This is a genomic window from Lysinibacillus sp. F12 (assembly GCF_057773605.1).
Window position 1 is genome coordinate 178,682 of the sequence record NZ_JBYMLP010000004.1, and the last position, 17,157, is coordinate 195,838.

At 36.3% G+C, this 17,157-nt stretch carries 16 protein-coding genes; 1 reads left to right on the forward strand and 15 read right to left on the reverse strand.

The window, feature by feature from the left end; translation table 11 throughout:
- Positions 1-154: 154 nt before the first annotated feature.
- From AC3CH7_RS18690 to lplA, 9 genes are all read right to left on the reverse strand, one after another.
- Complete coding sequence (locus AC3CH7_RS18690) at positions 155-1,384, reverse strand: EAL and HDOD domain-containing protein (protein ID WP_197224504.1); 1,230 nt, start codon at positions 1,382-1,384, stop codon at positions 155-157.
- A 171-nt stretch (positions 1,385-1,555) separates the two neighbouring features.
- Entirely contained in the window at positions 1,556-2,200 is a 645-nt protein-coding gene (locus AC3CH7_RS18695; protein ID WP_031417811.1) for a VTT domain-containing protein, read from the reverse strand.
- A 255-nt stretch (positions 2,201-2,455) separates the two neighbouring features.
- A complete protein-coding gene (locus tag AC3CH7_RS18700; protein ID WP_031417812.1) occupies positions 2,456-4,003 on the reverse strand; it encodes a fatty acid--CoA ligase family protein in 1,548 nt (515 codons plus the stop codon).
- A 142-nt stretch (positions 4,004-4,145) separates the two neighbouring features.
- Positions 4,146-6,080 carry an FtsX-like permease family protein gene (locus tag AC3CH7_RS18705; protein WP_036160509.1) on the reverse strand — a complete coding sequence of 645 codons (1,935 nt, stop codon included), beginning with the start codon at positions 6,078-6,080 and terminating at the stop codon, positions 4,146-4,148.
- A complete protein-coding gene (locus AC3CH7_RS18710; protein WP_012292210.1) occupies positions 6,052-6,828 on the reverse strand; it encodes an ABC transporter ATP-binding protein in 777 nt (258 codons plus the stop codon). Before AC3CH7_RS18710 ends, AC3CH7_RS18705 begins: the two co-directional genes overlap by 29 nt.
- A gap of 12 nt (positions 6,829-6,840) precedes the next feature.
- Complete coding sequence (locus AC3CH7_RS18715) at positions 6,841-7,266, reverse strand: hypothetical protein (protein ID WP_332291286.1); 426 nt, start codon at positions 7,264-7,266, stop codon at positions 6,841-6,843.
- A gap of 11 nt (positions 7,267-7,277) precedes the next feature.
- Positions 7,278-8,261, reverse strand: a complete 984-nt coding sequence (locus AC3CH7_RS18720; protein ID WP_031417815.1) for a sensor histidine kinase — start codon at positions 8,259-8,261, stop codon at positions 7,278-7,280.
- Positions 8,261-8,965: a response regulator transcription factor gene (locus tag AC3CH7_RS18725; protein WP_012292206.1), complete on the reverse strand. Its 705-nt coding sequence runs from the start codon at positions 8,963-8,965 to the stop codon at positions 8,261-8,263. Before AC3CH7_RS18725 ends, AC3CH7_RS18720 begins: the two co-directional genes overlap by 1 nt.
- A gap of 100 nt (positions 8,966-9,065) precedes the next feature.
- Positions 9,066-10,058: a lipoate--protein ligase gene (lplA, locus tag AC3CH7_RS18730; protein WP_012292205.1), complete on the reverse strand. Its 993-nt coding sequence runs from the start codon at positions 10,056-10,058 to the stop codon at positions 9,066-9,068.
- A gap of 144 nt (positions 10,059-10,202) precedes the next feature.
- Between lplA and yhfH the strand changes: the two genes are divergently transcribed.
- Positions 10,203-10,328 carry a protein YhfH gene (yhfH, locus tag AC3CH7_RS18735; protein ID WP_012292204.1) on the forward strand — a complete coding sequence of 42 codons (126 nt, stop codon included), beginning with the start codon at positions 10,203-10,205 and terminating at the stop codon, positions 10,326-10,328.
- Positions 10,329-10,526: 198 nt separating this feature from the next.
- Here yhfH and AC3CH7_RS18740 read toward each other — a convergent pair whose 3' ends face one another.
- The 6 genes from AC3CH7_RS18740 to AC3CH7_RS18765 all read right to left on the reverse strand — a co-directional run bounded on the left by AC3CH7_RS18740 (position 10,527) and on the right by AC3CH7_RS18765 (position 17,107).
- On the reverse strand, positions 10,527-12,716 hold the full coding sequence (locus AC3CH7_RS18740) for a YhgE/Pip domain-containing protein (protein ID WP_012292203.1): 2,190 nt from the start codon (positions 12,714-12,716) through the stop codon (positions 10,527-10,529).
- 129 nt (positions 12,717-12,845) lie between these two features.
- Entirely contained in the window at positions 12,846-13,418 is a 573-nt protein-coding gene (locus tag AC3CH7_RS18745) for a TetR/AcrR family transcriptional regulator (protein WP_012292202.1), read from the reverse strand.
- Positions 13,419-13,539: 121 nt separating this feature from the next.
- The gene (locus AC3CH7_RS18750; protein WP_012292201.1) at positions 13,540-14,067 is read right to left on the reverse strand and encodes a FixH family protein; all 528 of its coding nucleotides are present in this window, start codon (positions 14,065-14,067) and stop codon (positions 13,540-13,542) included.
- 3 nt (positions 14,068-14,070) lie between these two features.
- Positions 14,071-15,459, reverse strand: a complete 1,389-nt coding sequence (locus AC3CH7_RS18755; protein WP_012292200.1) for a sensor histidine kinase — start codon at positions 15,457-15,459, stop codon at positions 14,071-14,073.
- Positions 15,456-16,139 carry a response regulator transcription factor gene (locus AC3CH7_RS18760; RefSeq protein WP_031417817.1) on the reverse strand — a complete coding sequence of 228 codons (684 nt, stop codon included), beginning with the start codon at positions 16,137-16,139 and terminating at the stop codon, positions 15,456-15,458. Before AC3CH7_RS18760 ends, AC3CH7_RS18755 begins: the two co-directional genes overlap by 4 nt.
- Positions 16,139-17,107 (reverse strand): YncE family protein, encoded by a 969-nt coding sequence (locus AC3CH7_RS18765; protein ID WP_230586073.1) that lies wholly within the window; start codon positions 17,105-17,107, stop codon positions 16,139-16,141. Before AC3CH7_RS18765 ends, AC3CH7_RS18760 begins: the two co-directional genes overlap by 1 nt.
- Positions 17,108-17,157: the final 50 nt, after the last annotated feature.

The following is a 17,157-nucleotide window of genomic DNA, read 5'->3' on the forward strand; positions in this document are numbered from 1 at the left end:
CTATCAGAATTTTTTAAAGACGAAATGATTATAGCAAATACTTTACACATTGAGAACTTCATCTTGATGAAGGGATTAGCTATTGTGGAGGATAAAAAATAAGCTATCTTAAACGGACGTAAGATAGCTTATTGTAGGAGTAATAGGTAATTACTTAAAATGATTTTTCTGCCCATTCCATTGCCTCATAATATAGAAGATCCATATCGTTGAGCTGGATATTTAATTGAGCACTTAGTTCCTCTAATCGTGCCCAATCTAATTTTCCTAGAGCGATACTGAATTCTAGAAATGGCGTCATATCTGTTTCATGCCCTAAGATTGTATTGGTAATATCCTCTGAAAATGGTAGCTGATGCAATATGACACTCATGGGTCTTTGCAGTAATGTATCAATAAGTGAGAACATACCTACTAGAAAATATTCCGAAAAATTCTTTTTATAGGATAGCTTGGCTAACTTCTCACAAACTTTTGCTCGAAACAAGGACATACACATTACTTCTTTAAAAAGGTCTGAGTCCGCATCAATATCAATTTCTCGCATCGCTAATAGATAAATCCATTTACGTAAATTGGATATTCCTAATAACACAATTGCTTGTTTTATAGAGCGTACTTTAGATTTTGAACGCTTAGAAGAATTATTAATCATTTGTAATAATTTATACGTCAAAGAAATATCTCGTTCGATATTTTCTGCTAATAATTGAATATTTGGTTCTTCTTCTTTTAACAACGAGATAATATGAATATATTGTATCGTATTAGCAGGGATATCTGTTGCTTTTATGATTTGAGGCTGTTCAAAGAAATAGCCTTGAAATAATACGTACCCAGAAGATTTAGCCACTTCAAATTGATGACGAGTCTCTACTTTTTCTGCAAGCAATTGAATATGTGGGTAATTTCCCTTAACTTTATTTTCAATTTCCATTCTTTTGACCATTGATGTTGCTAGAAAATCAACCTTTATAAAATCAACTTGTTCAAATAATTCATCATAGATGTCAACCTGTTCATCCATAATAAAATCATCTAATGCAATTTGAAATCCATAATTTTTTAGCTCCACCACACGTTTCACTAATTGAGATGTCAGTGGAACATCCTCTAAAATTTCAATGACAACTTGTGAAGGATTTAAAAATTCATGAATGGAGCTCATTAATAAGTTATCAGTAAAGTTAACAAAACCCGGCTTACCCTTCGTTACTTCTTCAAAACCAATTGAAAGAAATGAGTTCACCAGTACATCAATAGTTGCTGCATCTGAATCAACCATTGGAAAGGCATTAACGTTTTTTCCACGATATAACAATTCATACGCAACGACCTGTTCGTGAAGATTAAAAATAGGTTGCCTGCCAATAAATACTTCCATTTCGTTGCCCCCATTTCTCCACATTCTAGTTATTAATAGTATAACATTTTTTACGACCTGATGCTTATACTTCAATATAATTTATCATCACCATTGAAGATTTTCTATATCTTTTTTCTACCTAAAAAAAGACAGTCCCAGTGATGTTGTATCACGTTAGGACTGTCCAAACTATTTGCCAACCTTGGCTTTTATCGCACCTATTACCGCAGGAACGACAGAGATAAAAATAATCAATATAAGCACAACTGAGAAGTTATCTTTAATAATAGGGATATTACCGAAGAAATAACCTAGTAATGTACAGCTGAATACCCATAAAATAGCACCTAAAATATTATAAAGTAAGAAGTAGCTATAATTCATTTTACTTGCTCCCGCTACGAATGGGATAAATGTACGAATAAATGGCATAAAACGAGCTATAACAATTGTTTTTCCACCATGTGTATTGAAGAATTTTTCAGCTGCTTCCATACGTTCTTTTTTAACAACTCTTCCGAGAAGACTCTTTGGAGGAATCGACGTCCCAACTTTATGACCAATATGGTAATTCATTGTATCACCTAAAATGGCCGCTGCTAAAAATACTGGTATTAATATCCACATATCAAAGGCTCCCATTGCAGCAGCCAATGTACCACTAGCGAAAAGCAATGAATCGCCCGGTAAGAATGGGAAAATAACGACGCCTGTTTCTACAAAAACAATGGCAAATAAAATAAGATAACTCCAATTGCCAAAATCACGAATGATTTCTTCTAAATGCACATCTATATGCACAATAAAGCTTATTAACTCTTTAATGAGTTCTATCATGTTTTTGTATGCTCTCTTTCAATAGTATTTTTACCTAAAAGCTTTGACGTAGCCTTACATCAAAGGGTTCCAGTTTTGTACATCTTTTTACATTACTTCCTCACTATATGACAAGCTATTGAAAAGTATGTAGAAGATTTCACAAGTTTGATTTTATCACTTACAGATAACTACTCTCAACTCATTTTACTATTATACGAATAATGTACACAAAAAAAGAGCTACCATTTTTTAATAGTAGCTTTTTTCGTTTTAAACTTTTTCTTTTAAGGAGCGGCGAAGTATTTTTCCAGTCGTATTTTTAGGTAATTCATCCATAATTTCAATTACCTTTGGTACCTTATATTTCACCATATGCTTACCACAATATGATAGAAGATCTTCTGTCGTAGTGGCGGCAACCTCTTTTAAAACAACATATGCATGAACTGCCTCTCCTAAATTAGGATCAGGGAATCCTACTACTGCTGCCTCTACAATATTATTATGGGCAAACAATACTTCCTCGACCTCTCTAGGATAGACATTAAACCCTCCTACAATGATCATATCCTTTTTACGATCGACAATGTAAAAATAGCCTTCGTCATCCACTTTCGCTAAATCTCCTGTATAGAGCCAACCATCACGTATCGCCATAGCTGTTTCCTCTGGCATTTTATAATACCCCTTCATCACGTTAGGTCCGCGTACGATTAACTCCCCAACCTCGCCAACAGGTACTTCCTGACCGTTCACATCGACCACTCTATTTTCCACATTGCTAATCGATGTCCCGATAGACCCAGCTTTACGGTCACGATCCAGAGGATTAAAGCATGTAACAGGTGAAGCCTCTGATAAGCCGTATCCTTCTGATACACGCACATTGAATTTCTGCTCGAAATTATGTAATAGTGCAACAGGTAAAGAAGCTCCTCCTGAAATAGCCAAACGAATTGTCGAGAAATCTTCCGGGTTGCCTTCAGGTAATTGGTATAAGAAATTATACATAGTTGGTACCCCAGCAAAGACTGTTGCTTTTTGCTCTCGTGCTAAAGCAAAAATTTCTGTAGGACTAAATTTAGGTGCTAGTAGCACTGTTGCTCCACTTAATAATGGTGCGTTTACGACAACTGTTAAAGCAAAGACATGAAATACAGGCAATGTGGCAATGACACGGTCTTTTTCTTGAATGTCTAAATAATGGGCAACATCTCGAGCATTTGAATACACATTCTCATGCGTGAGCATAGCCCCTTTTGGAGTGCCGGTAGTGCCCGAAGTATATAAAATAATAGCATTGTCATCATCTGCCACTTCAACAGGCTGTAAAGATTGAGAAGTATTCGTGACGATTTGTGTAAATAAATGTGTTTTTTCTTGCGCTTTTAGTGATAAAGCTGCCACTTTTTCCGCTATATCTGCCGTTGTTTCACATACTACAAATGCTTTTACTTGTGGAAATGCTTGTACACCTTTTTCTACCAATGGCAGTAAAAGATCTAGCGCAATGACCGCTTTTACATCACCATTATGCAAAATGTAGGAAATTTCATCTGGTGTATAGATTGGGTTAACAGGGATTGCCGTTGCCCCTATACGCATGGTTGCATACAATGCAATTAAATAATGTGGTGTATTGCCGAGTAAAAACGCCACATGATCCCCTTTTTCAATACCTAAATCTTGTAACCCCTTTGCAAAACGACCAACTGTTTGCTCGAACTCTCCGTATGTCGTATCTTTCCCCATAAAATGATACGCAACTTTATCCGGCTGTTCTGTTGCCTGTTGGCGAACACGTGAAACTAAATTCAATTACACCATCCCCTTATCGTATAAAATGAATCGTTATTCAGTAATATTATATAAGAAATATATCTAAAAAACAATGAGTCTTTTTATTTCATGTCATAAATTACGTTAATTAATTCGTTTTTTTCTCTTTTAAACCATTACATCACGAACGAATATGAGAAATGTACCGCCAACGAATTAAATAAAAATACACTACTTGTATTAATACAAAAAAGCCAAAAGCAAAGAATACTTCTTTTACAATAGAAATATTCGCGATATCTTTTAGTATGCCCTGAACCATTAAAAAAGCAAAGGCACTGTGCATCATAGCAACGCCCCACGGTAAGAAAAACTGAGGAAATAAATGACGGTTAACAAGCTTCTTTAACTCTATATCCGTTAAACCCATGCGCTTTAACACATCGAATTTACGCTTTTCTCTTTCTAATGACGTATGCAATTTAAAATAAATAAAGCTACCTGCGGCCAGTAAGAAAACGGTAGCTACTAAAACACCCACTAATGTAAATAATGAGTAGGTAGCTAATATATAAGAATAATTTAAACCAGCATTTTCAAAGTAAAAAGGACTAAATTTATCCTTTTTAAGAAAATATAAATTGGATTCTAAATAATCTATGTCCTTACCGACTTCTTTTGTTTCCATCCATTGTGGAATAACAAATGTAAATAAATGATAGCTTGGTTGAATAAGGTTTTTCTCAGAAATAGGATGAATAAGCTTTGCAAAATCTTCATCGCTAATAACGATCGAATTAACGCTTACAATTGAACCAGGAAACACAATCTTTGGATAGACACTATCAATCGTAATAGGTATTGAATTCTCTTCAAGCACCGTATGCACAACTCTATTTTTTAATTTTTTTAGAGAATCCTCGGAATAAGGAATAAATACCGCTTCACCAGAGCCAAGATCTAGTAGTGGATAACTATAGGAAGATAGCAAGACATTCATATCAGACTCACGAAAAACCTCTACTTCATTTTGCGTAAAAGAAGATGTTTGCTTAATCACAACAAAGCGGGACAGCTGATAGGATAAACCCTTCTCTTCTAACTGCAGGCGCAATGAATTAATATGCTCCCGCTCATAAGGATTATCAATGTCGCCCTTATAAACTAGACCCAATGGATTTAAACGATCGTATTGGGTTGTGTAGGAAGACATTGTTGCTAATACACCTACAGATAAAAATGCGAGGGTGGACACCATAGTAACGACAAAAAACATCTTCACATTATCCATCATAATATGAGTTTGCTCAGCAAGTGAGAGCAGACGATAACGTTGCCAATGAAATTTACGTTTGCCACGTGCTAAGTCTAAAAAACACGGAACAGAGTCACTGAAAAAATAATAAGTACCAAATGTTGCTGAAAATGGTATTAATAGCGTTAGCCCAATCAAAGAAGTATGCCCCACAACAAACGCTAGAATATAAGTCCCTAAAATTAAAGCAATACCATAAACAGCCCGAATTTTGGAATAGGTTGTTAAACTATTTAAATAATCGCTACCTTTAATAAGATCACGTAATTTCCTCTCTCGTGTAAAATATACACTAATAAAAGAAATCACCACAAAAGCACTTGTGAAAACACCTATTGTCAGTAGAAATGGCTGCCACGAAACATACAATGGTAATTCATCCAAATGCAAAATCTCCCGCACAATCATGAAAAAGAATTTTGAAAATGAAAAACCAAAAACAATTCCCACAATGATGGAGCCCGCTCCAATAATCATTGTCTCAAGAAAGACAAGTTTATTCATCTGACGCTTTTCCATTCCTAGATGCAATAAAATCGCAAATTCATGTGATCTAGCCTCTAAAAAAGCACTCATAGAGTAATATAAAAAGAACAAAGTAAAAAGTACGAGTACAATTTCAGCACCCACCATGCCAATAAGGGACACTTCTCCTAATATCCCACGTTCAATATCGGGATGAAACATTAGCATGGAATAGATAAAAAATACAGCCACAGAAAAAAAGCTCGCCATGAAAAAGGCACCATATATCCGGCTGTTCCGTACGACATTACGGTAAGCGAATTGTCGAAAGGTCACCTACTTGCCCTCCTCCTAGTAAGCTCAAAACATTTAATATACGTTGAAAAAACATTTGACGACGGTCATCTCGATAAATTTCATTGAAAAATTCGCCATCCTTTATAAAGAGCACTCGATCACAGTAACTTGCTGCGATTGGATCATGTGTTACCATCACAATCGTCGTGCGTTTATCCTTATTTACTTTCGTTAAAAGTTCAAGTACATCCCGTGAAGAATTGGAATCTAAATTACCTGTTGGTTCATCTGCTAAAATGAGACTCGGATTATGAATAAGTGCTCGACCAATGGCTGTTCTCTGTGCTTGTCCACCTGAAATTTCATTTGGGCGCTTGTGCAAGAAGGGTGTCAAATCTAACTTTTCGACAATATTAGCCAAACGTTCCTCCATGACCTCTAATGGTTGCTGGTCCAATGTTAACGGCAACACAATATTCTCCTCTACTGTTAGCATATGCAGGAGATTGAAGTCCTGAAAGACAAAGCCAAGCTGCCTTCTTCTAAAATAGGCTAGCTCCGTTGCATTAAGCGTATGTGGATTCATGCCATCTAAAATTATTTCACCACTCGTTGGTTCATCAATAGTAGAAATAATATTCAATAATGTTGTTTTGCCACTCCCGGAAGGGCCCATAACTGCTAAAAATTCGCCTTCTTCCACCTCAAAGCTCAATTGATTTAATGCACGATGTGTGACCTTGCCTTCATAAACTTTTGTCACATCTTTAATTTGTAATATAGGCATGCTAAATTCACCTTATTTCTTCATTAATTCTAATGATTGCGGTAAAAGCCACTGTAATACAACCTCAAAGCCGATTTGAAAATGGGGCTCTGTTAATCCTAAAACGGACTCTTCCGCTACCAAACTAAAACAATGCTCTCCTATAATGACATCCCAGGCATCCATTTCTCCCTCTAGAATTTCACCATATACAGTGTAATGTCCACTATACATAATCTGTTGACCATCGACAGGAAACGCCTGTAATAATGTTGGTTGTTGTAAGTTTAACCCAAGGATATTTGAAAAATGCAGTAGTTCTTCATTTAGCACTTCATTTGCCATGACGAAATTTTGATAAGATACTTGATCATCCTCTTGCAAATGGGTCATATACAGTGCCTTTGTTTTTTCTTTATTTATATTTAATAACCAGCCTTCAATGCTTACTTCTGTCATCCTAGCTCCCCCTAATTTGTAAATGTCACTGTAACAATCGTCCCTTTTCCTACCTCTGATGAAATAGCCAAATCATGTCCAAGCTTTTCGCAAATTTCCTTGGCTAAATAAAGGCCCATCCCAGTAGATTCCCCTGTTTTTCGCCCATTTTCACCAGTGAAAAACGCCTTCGTAACACGTGAAAGGTCGGAAGCTGGAATACCAATTCCCTCGTCGCAAATGGCTAGCTGCACATAATCGTCCTTTTTAATGGCAGAAATGACTATTTTTTTATTGGCTTCAAAAGTGTATTTCACAGCATTGGTTACAAACTGACCGAGAATAAAGCGAAGCCATTTTGAATCACTCGCCACGATAAGATCATCTTCAATATGAATTTCAGGGAATACTCTTTTCGTAATAAATAAACGTTTATTCTCATTAACAGTTGCAGTGACTATTGTCTTTAATGCAACCTGTTCTACTTGCATATCATCTTCAAAGTTTTCTAAACGTGCATTTACAAGCACCATGTCTAAGCCTCTACGTAAACGGTCAATTTCCTCCTGCACATTTTTCTTATCAAGAGGACGGTCATCCTGTAAAAGTAACTCAATGACAGAAATGGGTGTTTTCATCTGATGCACCCACTGATTCATAAATTGATCATGACGCTTTTGACTTGCGTATAATGAATGCAGCTCATGTTGATAAAGTCGATACAACTCATGCATATATTTCTCTGCTTGCATTGCTTCTGGCGTTTTGGCGTTTTTTTGTAGCACATCCTCCATAGCTGTTGGAAGCTGAGATATTTTCAACAAATAACGTTGTCGCATTAAATAGCGAACTAGTAAAAATGAACATAGCAGCACAAGACTAATACAGAAAGAATATATAGCTGTATCGATATTCCTAAACCCGTCTAGTCCATATAAGACCATGATGAAGCCAACTAATAAGAGCTGAAAGACAATAAATGATGCGTAATCTCGTAAAAATAATTTCCAGCCCACTATAGCTCACCCGCACTCAATATGAATCGGTAACCTGCTCCACGCACAGTTTCAATGGTTGATGAAATATGATAATCCGCTAATTTTTTACGGACACGAGTCATATTAACATTCAACGTATTTTCATCGACAAATGCCTGATCATCCCAGAGTTCCTCTAAAAGTTGCTCACGTGTTACTACTTTCGGGGCATTCCCCATAAGCAGTTCCAAAATAATACACTCTTTTTTCTGTAGAGGAATTTCTAATTCATTTTTATGCAGCTCCATCCTCTCTAAATGAAGAATTAGCTGCCCTTGCTTAATTGTCCGCTCCTCTTGCCTTGTAGCATACTCACCATATGTACGACGCAAATGACTACGAATTTTAGCCAAGACAATTTCATAATTAAAGGGCTTTGTAATAAAATCATCACCCCCATTTTCAAGTGCAAAAATTTGGTCCATTTCACCTGAGCGGGCAGAAATAAAAATAATCGGACACGTTGTATGTTGACGTAATTGACGGCACCAATAGTAGCCGTCATATGAAGGTAAATTTATATCGAGCAGCACCATATGTGGATTAAATGCTGTGAATTCTTCTATAAGATGATCAAACTCTTGAATCGTTTCAACTTCGTATTGATATTTTCTAAGCGTTTCCGCTAGTAATGATGCAATCTTTACATCATCTTCAACTATGAATATTCGATGCTTTTCCATATCAACACTCCTTTCTAACTATATTGTATCAAAAAAAGGTTCGACGACATAATTGTCAGCGAACCTTTAGGCTAAATCATTACACGAAATCGAATTTTTCTTAATAAATTAATTGTAAAAAGTCCTCAGTTGAAATTCCACCAAAATATGTAGGAATATCAATATCCACTAATGCATTAGCAATAGCTGTTCTATCGTGGTTTGTCCCAACTAAACGTTGTTCTATATCAGTCATATCACCTACACCAAAGAAATCTCCAAAAATATGTGCCTCTTCGATGACACCATGATTAACTTCAAGGCGAATATCAATGCCACCTGTTGGGAAACGGTGCGTCTTTTGAATATTAAAGCGTGGTGATTTACCATAATTCCATTCCCATGTTTGATAACGTTCTGCAGAAAGCTTATGAATGTTTACCCAATCTTCATCCGTCAGTTCATAATAACGAATGTTTGTTTCTCCACCGAAAATAGATTTTAAAATTTCAAGACGGAATTCTTCTATTGTCATCTTCTCTTTTAAAAACTCCGAAATGTTTGCTACTCGGGAACGAATAGATTTAATTCCTTTAGATTCAATTTTATCCTTTTTGACTTTTAAGGCGGACACAACAGCGTCTATTTCCGTATCAAACATCAACGTACCATGACTGAACATACGGCCTCGTGTCGAAAATTGAGCATTTCCAGAAACTTTACGCCCCTCTGCAAGAATATCATTACGTCCTGAAAGCTCTGCATTGACCCCCATTTTTGCCAAAGCATCTACTACGGGCTGCGTGAATTTTTTATAATTCATAAAGCTATCGCCATCATCGTTTGTAATAAAACTGAAATTAAGATTTCCTAAATCATGGTATACTGCTCCACCACCTGACAAACGACGGACAACAATAATGCCATTATCCTCTACGTAATCCGTATTAATCTCTTCAATGGTATTTTGATTTTTACCAATAATGATGGATGGCTGGTTAATATAAAAAAGTAGCACTGGCTCCTTTTCCACATCCATCGTTTTAAGCAAATACTCCTCAATAGCAAGGTTAACACGCGGATCATGGATCCCTTTATTATCAACGAAAATCATAGTTTACGTTTCCTCCTTCACAAAATATCCATATTTATTTTAACGTAAATTAGGCATTTTGTGTTGACGAAAAGCATCTGTTATAATACACTAGGAAATATCAAAACAGTAATAGTACAGATGAACTTAAAGGAGGAGTCCACAATGTTAGAAAACGTAGTTGAATTTTTCAAGAATTTACCTGCTAAGCAATGTACAGAGTGCGGTGAAAAAATTGAAGAACAAAGTGAATGCTACAGCAACACTTGTGAAAAATGTAACCACCTGTAAGCATTTGCCTATTCTGTAATTGTCATTTACGTGCCCCACACGTAGCAATCATGACACTCTTCATCATATTTTGATGAACCTTTAATTAAATCTCTTACACTTACAAAACAACAGCTGATACGCTCATATCAGCTGTTGTTTTTTTGTGGTAATTACACAAGAAAGCACCCACCTTAGATGGTGAGTGCTTCAAATACTTTAATTTTCTTCAGCTATTTTTGAGTAACGTTTGTTATGCAACAGCATGAAATAACCGAATGTGATAGCTAAGAATGCTACTAAGAAGCCGGCTAAAACTCCATAGTTTTGCATTAAGAATGATGTATCCCCAGTAGAAATACTTGATTTAAATGCTTGAACCGTATAAGTCATCGGTAATAGTTTGTTAAATACTTGTAATGGTGATGGAATTAATTCAAGTGGGAAAGTACCTGCACTTGTTGTTAATTGTAAAATTAATACCACAATGGCCATGAAACGACCTGGATCACCAAAGATAGAAACAAGCATTTGGATTAAAGCTAAAAATACATAGCTTGTTAATAATGCTGTTACGATAAAGTAGCCCATGTTATTGACTTCAAGTCCTAGACCCCATTTAACAATAACTACTGTTAGTACCGTTTGTACTAAACCTACGACTGCTAAAACAGTCACTTTACTTGTGAACCAAGATGCTCCATTTTTTGGACGGATAGCTGGTTCAACAAGTGGGAATACAATTGAAATTAATAATGCACCTACGAATAAACCTAGAGAGATAAAGTATGGTGCAAAACCTGTACCATAGTTAGGAACATGGTTGACTGACTCTTTTTCAACTTCAACTGGACTACCTACCATATCATAAGTGTCTTGATTAGCTTTTACTTCATTCGCTTTTTCGCTAGCCTCACCTAATTTACCGGATAATGTAGATGTACCGTCAGCAAGCTCAGTAGAACCATCTGCAAGTGTTGCTGAACCTTGTGCTAGTTCACCTGATTTTGAAGCAAGCGTAGATGTACCTTGATTTAATGTCGTTGTACCATTTGCTAATTCATTTAAACCAGATGCCAATGTTTTAGAACCTGTTACAGCTGTAGTTACACCCGCATTTAGCTCACCTAATTTTGCAGCTAATGTTGCATTACCTGCTTGTAGACCTTTAGCACCTTCTACTAAAGCATTACTTTTTGCTGTTAGAGCATTTGCACCCGCTAGCACCTCTGCTTGCCCTGCTGCTATTTGACCTGCACCTGAGCTTACTTGATTAGCACCAGCTTGTAATTTTTCTGTACCTGCAGATAATGTCGTTAAACCGTTATGCACACTAGCACTTCCTGCTTGTAGCTCCGCTAATGTTTGCTTTAATGCCGCTGCTTGTTCCTCTGGCATTGAAGTCATCATTGTTTGTAACTGGTTGGATAAGGCTGTAATGCCTGCTTCCACCTTTGCAGAACCAGCAGTTAATTGGTTAGCTGCACCATTTAATGCACCTGCATTTTCTGCAATAGATGCTGCCCCTGCACTAATTTGTTGCTGTTTATCGTTTAAAGTGTTTAAACCAGCCCCAACTTTTGCAACACCTTGTGTATATTGTGATATTCCTTGTTCAAGGCTACTTGCACCATTAGCTGCCTGCTGTGCACCTTGTTGTAATTGTACAGTTCCATCTTGAAGTTTAACTAAACCACTAGATAAATCATTCGCACCTTTTGCAGCATCTCCAGCACCTTTTGTAAGTTTATCTGTACCATTAGACAGTTCAACTGTACTTGATGCTAGTTGTTCAAGATAACCTTTTAAATCTTTTGCACCATTTGCAACCTTTTGTGCACCTTCATCAAGCTTATTAGAGCCATCAGCTGCCTCTGTAAAGCCATCTCCAAGTGTTGCAATAGAATCAAATAATTTTTCTGCGTATGTTGCTGAAACTTGTGAATTTACTTCTGCACGAACACGATCCATTGCAGTCTCACCAATTTGTGCACCAAGGAAGTTAAGTCCTTCATTTGGAATGTAGTTCATAACCAATTTTGATGGTTTGTCATCTAATAATGTTGTAGCATGTTCAGAGAAATTTGTTGGGATTTCTAGAATCATATAATAATCACGGCTATTTAAGCCTTTTTCTGCTTCTTCCTTTGATACCTCTATAAAGTTAAACTGCTCACTATCTATTAACTTATCAACTAAGGTGTCCCCTAAGTCTAATTTAACGTCATCCATCTCAGCACCAGTATCTTCATTAACAACAGCTACTGGAAGATTAGGAAGTCCTGCATAAGGATCCCAAAACGCCCATAAAAACATACCTGCATACATTACTGGAATAAATAATACAGCAATGATTGAGACAAGCATTTTTCTTGTTTTAAAGATCTTCAGCCACTCAGCTTTAATCATATAATATCCTCACTCCTAAACTATTTGACCGAAAACGTCATTTGGTCATTTTCATTCAAAAAAATATAAACCCTTCAACCTTTGCAAAATAACACTTGATTCGACACTTTATGGAGTAACGAAATCGAATCAAGTTAGAATTAAACCTCGAAAGATTGTCTCCTTGAAAAGATTAAGAATCTTCTCTTCAGGGATCGCATCACCGTGTAACTCATGCCAATCGACAACAAATGCAAGATAGGCTTTTAACAGTAAGTAACTAACCAGCTCTGCATCACAATCTCTAATTTCACCTTTATTAATACGTCGCTGAATTAATTCTGCAACATACGATAAAATTTCTGTCTCGATGCGTAGGAGCACCTGTTTAACAGCTGGTGTACGTAGTTCTTTTTCTTCCTCTATCAACTTCGCAAATAAAAGATGTTTTTCACGGAACTGTAGCATTTTCATTAAAGCATTATGTGCATTATCCATAAAGCTTGCTGATGCATCCAACACTGCATCTGCTTCACCCTTCATCTCTCGAACAAGTGACATAGCGATTTCCTGAAATAAAATCTCTTTATTTGCAAAGAATGTATAAATCGTACCTTTACCAACATTAGCTATCTTTGCCACTTGCTCCATTGTTGTCGCTTTGTAGCCAAACAATGTAAAAGATTTTGCAGCTGCTTCAAGAATTTCCTGCCTACGATCCATTAGTAACACCCTTTCTTGTTAGGTTATGTACATCTAAAGTACACATTCATAAAAATGACCAGAAAACCATTTCGGTCATCTGGTCATTATCATATTCCTATTTTAAAAAAATTGCAAGTCTTTAATGATGATTTTTTTCATCTTTTTTTTCTTCGTTCTGATCAGTATCGTCAGATGTGCCATTACCATGGTTCATCATATTATTATCCATACTGTTATTGCTCTTTTCATCTTCAGGTAAAACTTGTGTCATATCAGGGCTTCCCGCAATAATTTGTTGCTTCGGCATATTATGAACACCATTTGCTGTTGTATGGGCATACATATAATAGACCCCATCATGATCAAATGTAGTTGTCGCTTTATATACGCCATCTTTCTCTAATTTCCCATCAACCATTTGACCTTCATCACGTTTCCCTGATTCCCACACTTCAAACTCTACTACTGCGTCATCGACATTTTTACCACCCTGCTCAACATGGGCTGCAAGCTCAATTGTTTCATGAAGTGCTACTTCTTTGGGTGTTAAAATTTCAACTTCTGGTATTTGTGGAACTTCTGGCTCTGGTAAAGTCTCCTCCTTGTTTTCTCCACAGCCTACCAACAAGGCAGGAACCGCAATTAGTGCAAATAACCATTTTTTCATTTTTTAATCCTCCATTAATGGCAATGTAATCTTAACGATTGTGCCTTTTTCAATAATACTTTTTATTTCTAATCTTCCCTGTAGCTGTTTTAATAGTTGCTCTACAATGGATAAACCTAATCCACTTCCGCCATCTGCTCGGCTCCGTGCCTTATTAACACGGTAGAATCGCTCTGTTACGTGTGATATATCCTCTTGTGGGATTCCGATTCCATAATCTTTGATGGTAATTTGGGCACTGCCATTCTTTTCAATAGCAACCATTTCAACCTTCGAATTTTCATACGAGTAATTAATAGCATTTTCAATAATATTTATAAAAATTTGTTTAAGCTTTACCTCATCTGCCTGAATAATGAGGGCATCGTCCACATCTAAATGTAAGGTTATGTTCTTTTTATCAGCTTGATGTGTTAAGATTTTTTGAACCTCTCGTAAAGTCTCTCCCAGAGGAATTGGATATACTACAATCTCTGTTTGTTCATTTTCAGTTCTGGCAAGTTGAAGTAATTCGTTCGTCAATCTTTCCATACGATTTGCCTCACGAACAATTAGCTGAATCGTTTCCTCTTTTTGATTTTCTGTTATGATGCCGTTTTGCATTGCTTCACTATAGCCTTTTACATAGCTAATTGGAGTTCGTAGCTCATGAGAAACAGTGGCTAAAAATGTTTTTTGTGCTTCATCCTCCTGCTGGATTGCTTCTGCCATTTTATTAAAAGTGCTTGATAATTTACCAATTTCATCTCGTGAATTTACAGGTACCCGTGTCTCATAATTCCCGAAGGACATCTGTTCCACAGCACGTTGCAAATCGTTTAATGGTCGCATAATATGTCGAATCCCTTTATAAATTAAATAGCTTACAACCATTAAAAATATAAAGGCACTAATAAATAACAGAATCACCCCGCTATTAGCTAATTCACTAATTTTGGCTAGAGGGAAATAAATGTAGATAATTCCTTCTAATCTATTTTGATCGACAAGAGGCAAGACTACAGAAATTAGCTGTCGATCAAAACGAGGCTCATAGCCGATTTTTTGCACATAACTACCAGAAAGTAATTTTTGTCTTTCTTCAGGACCAATTAATGTTTCATAATCTATATCAAATGGAACACAGGCACTTAGTTCACGTGGATTCCTTACTGCAAATATATTTAAATTTGAATAATCGTTAAAACGTTCAATATCAGCAATAAATTCATCCGTTACCTTTCCATTGTTATACATAGTCTGTAGCTTTAGGCCAACCTCAACCATTGTATCTTCCGTATCCTGTACATATAAACGTTGGTACAAAAAATTTGTGAGGACATACATAAAAACAACAGTAATAATTAGAAATGCGAAAATTAACAACCAAATACGAGTGGCTATCTTTTTCATTCGCCAGGATCAAAGCGGTAGCCGACTCCCCAGACCGTTTGAATATGTGCAGCCGCTTCCTTTCCAAGCTTTATGCGTAAGGTTTTTATATGAGTGTCGACAGTTCGAGTCCCACCTACATAATCAATATCCCAAATGCGTTCTAATAATTGCTCTCGTGTATAAGCATTTCCTGGATTTTTCATAAATAAATGGAGTAGTTCAAATTCTTTTAAAGTAAGGGGGATACTTTTTCCATGTACTGATACTTTACGTGCAATTTCATCTATTTTAATGGGACCAAATACAACATACTTTTGCTGTAGCTCAGCAATATTTGCACCACTTCTTCTTAATACTGCGTAGATTCTAGCAGCTAGTTCATCATGTGTAAATGGTTTAACAATATAATCATCTCCACCAAGTGTAAGACCCTTCACTTTGTCCTCATTAGCATCACGAGCTGTAAGGAATATTATCGGGACATTTGACATTGCGCGTATACTTTGACAAACAACAAAGCCATCCTCGTGTGGCATCATTACATCAAGCAGCACTAAATCAATTTTCTCACGTACAATTATATCGTATGCCTCAGTCCCACTCGCAGCAGTATATGTTTCAATATCAGAGTTATTAAGCATCATTTCGATTAGGTTCCGCATATCTTGCTCATCATCAACTATTAATACAGTTGTCATCATTTTTCCTCCCTTACTAACAGCTGAAAAGCACCTTTCCCCACATCAACTGTTTTTTCTGTCTGGCCATCTTTTATAAAGTGCAATTTGTGATCGTCGTAGCCAGCGACCACAATATAGTCTTTAAATTGATTGACCACAAAAGGGTTTGCTCCTACTTCCTGCTGCCATTTTATATGACCATCAAAGTCAGCGACATATAACTCATTATGACCATGACTGACAACAAGTACAGCATCCTTTGTCTTTTTTAACCCTACTGGCATTAATGGCATGTTTATTTCACCATGTAATTGACCACTGTTCAAATCGTATTTTTTAACCGAACTATTTGGCTTACTCCCTTCTCCATGACCACCTATCCAGAGTTCGTCTATCTCGTCTATAATGGCTATCCCATGTGAGGATTTTTGGATCGGCCACTCCTGTTCAATCTGTAAATCTTTCATATTGAGAACAGATAATTTTGTATCTTTAAAATTTATTACATACAGCTTATCCTTATACGATGCCATTGACATAGGATAATTACCTATTCGTTGTGAGGCCAACATGTTTCCTTCATGATCAAAGCTTGTCACTGTATTAGTTTTACTATTCGTTATAAAAAATTGCTTGATATTGTTATCATAATACACATTTGTTGTACCTACCTCTACCTTTTGGGAATAGAGCTTTTCTCCAGTTGATAATGTATAGACATCAATGGTATTTAATTGGTGTCCGTATAAGAGGACTTGATCATCCCCCAGTAATGTTGCTCCTGAGTAAGCTTTATCAAATAACCATTTTGCTAATACATGACCATTTTCATCAATAAAGTCCAAGGATGGCTCTTGAATATTTAATGAAGCTATAAAATTCCGATCACGCTCAATCGATTCATACGATTTTTCAGTACAACCAGCTAACCAAATTATTTGTAGTAAAGAAAAAATGAAGAATGCCCATTTTTTCAACGTTATCACCTCTGCCCCTTTACTATACTTCACAATTGTGAAATCCGGGTGAAACTTGA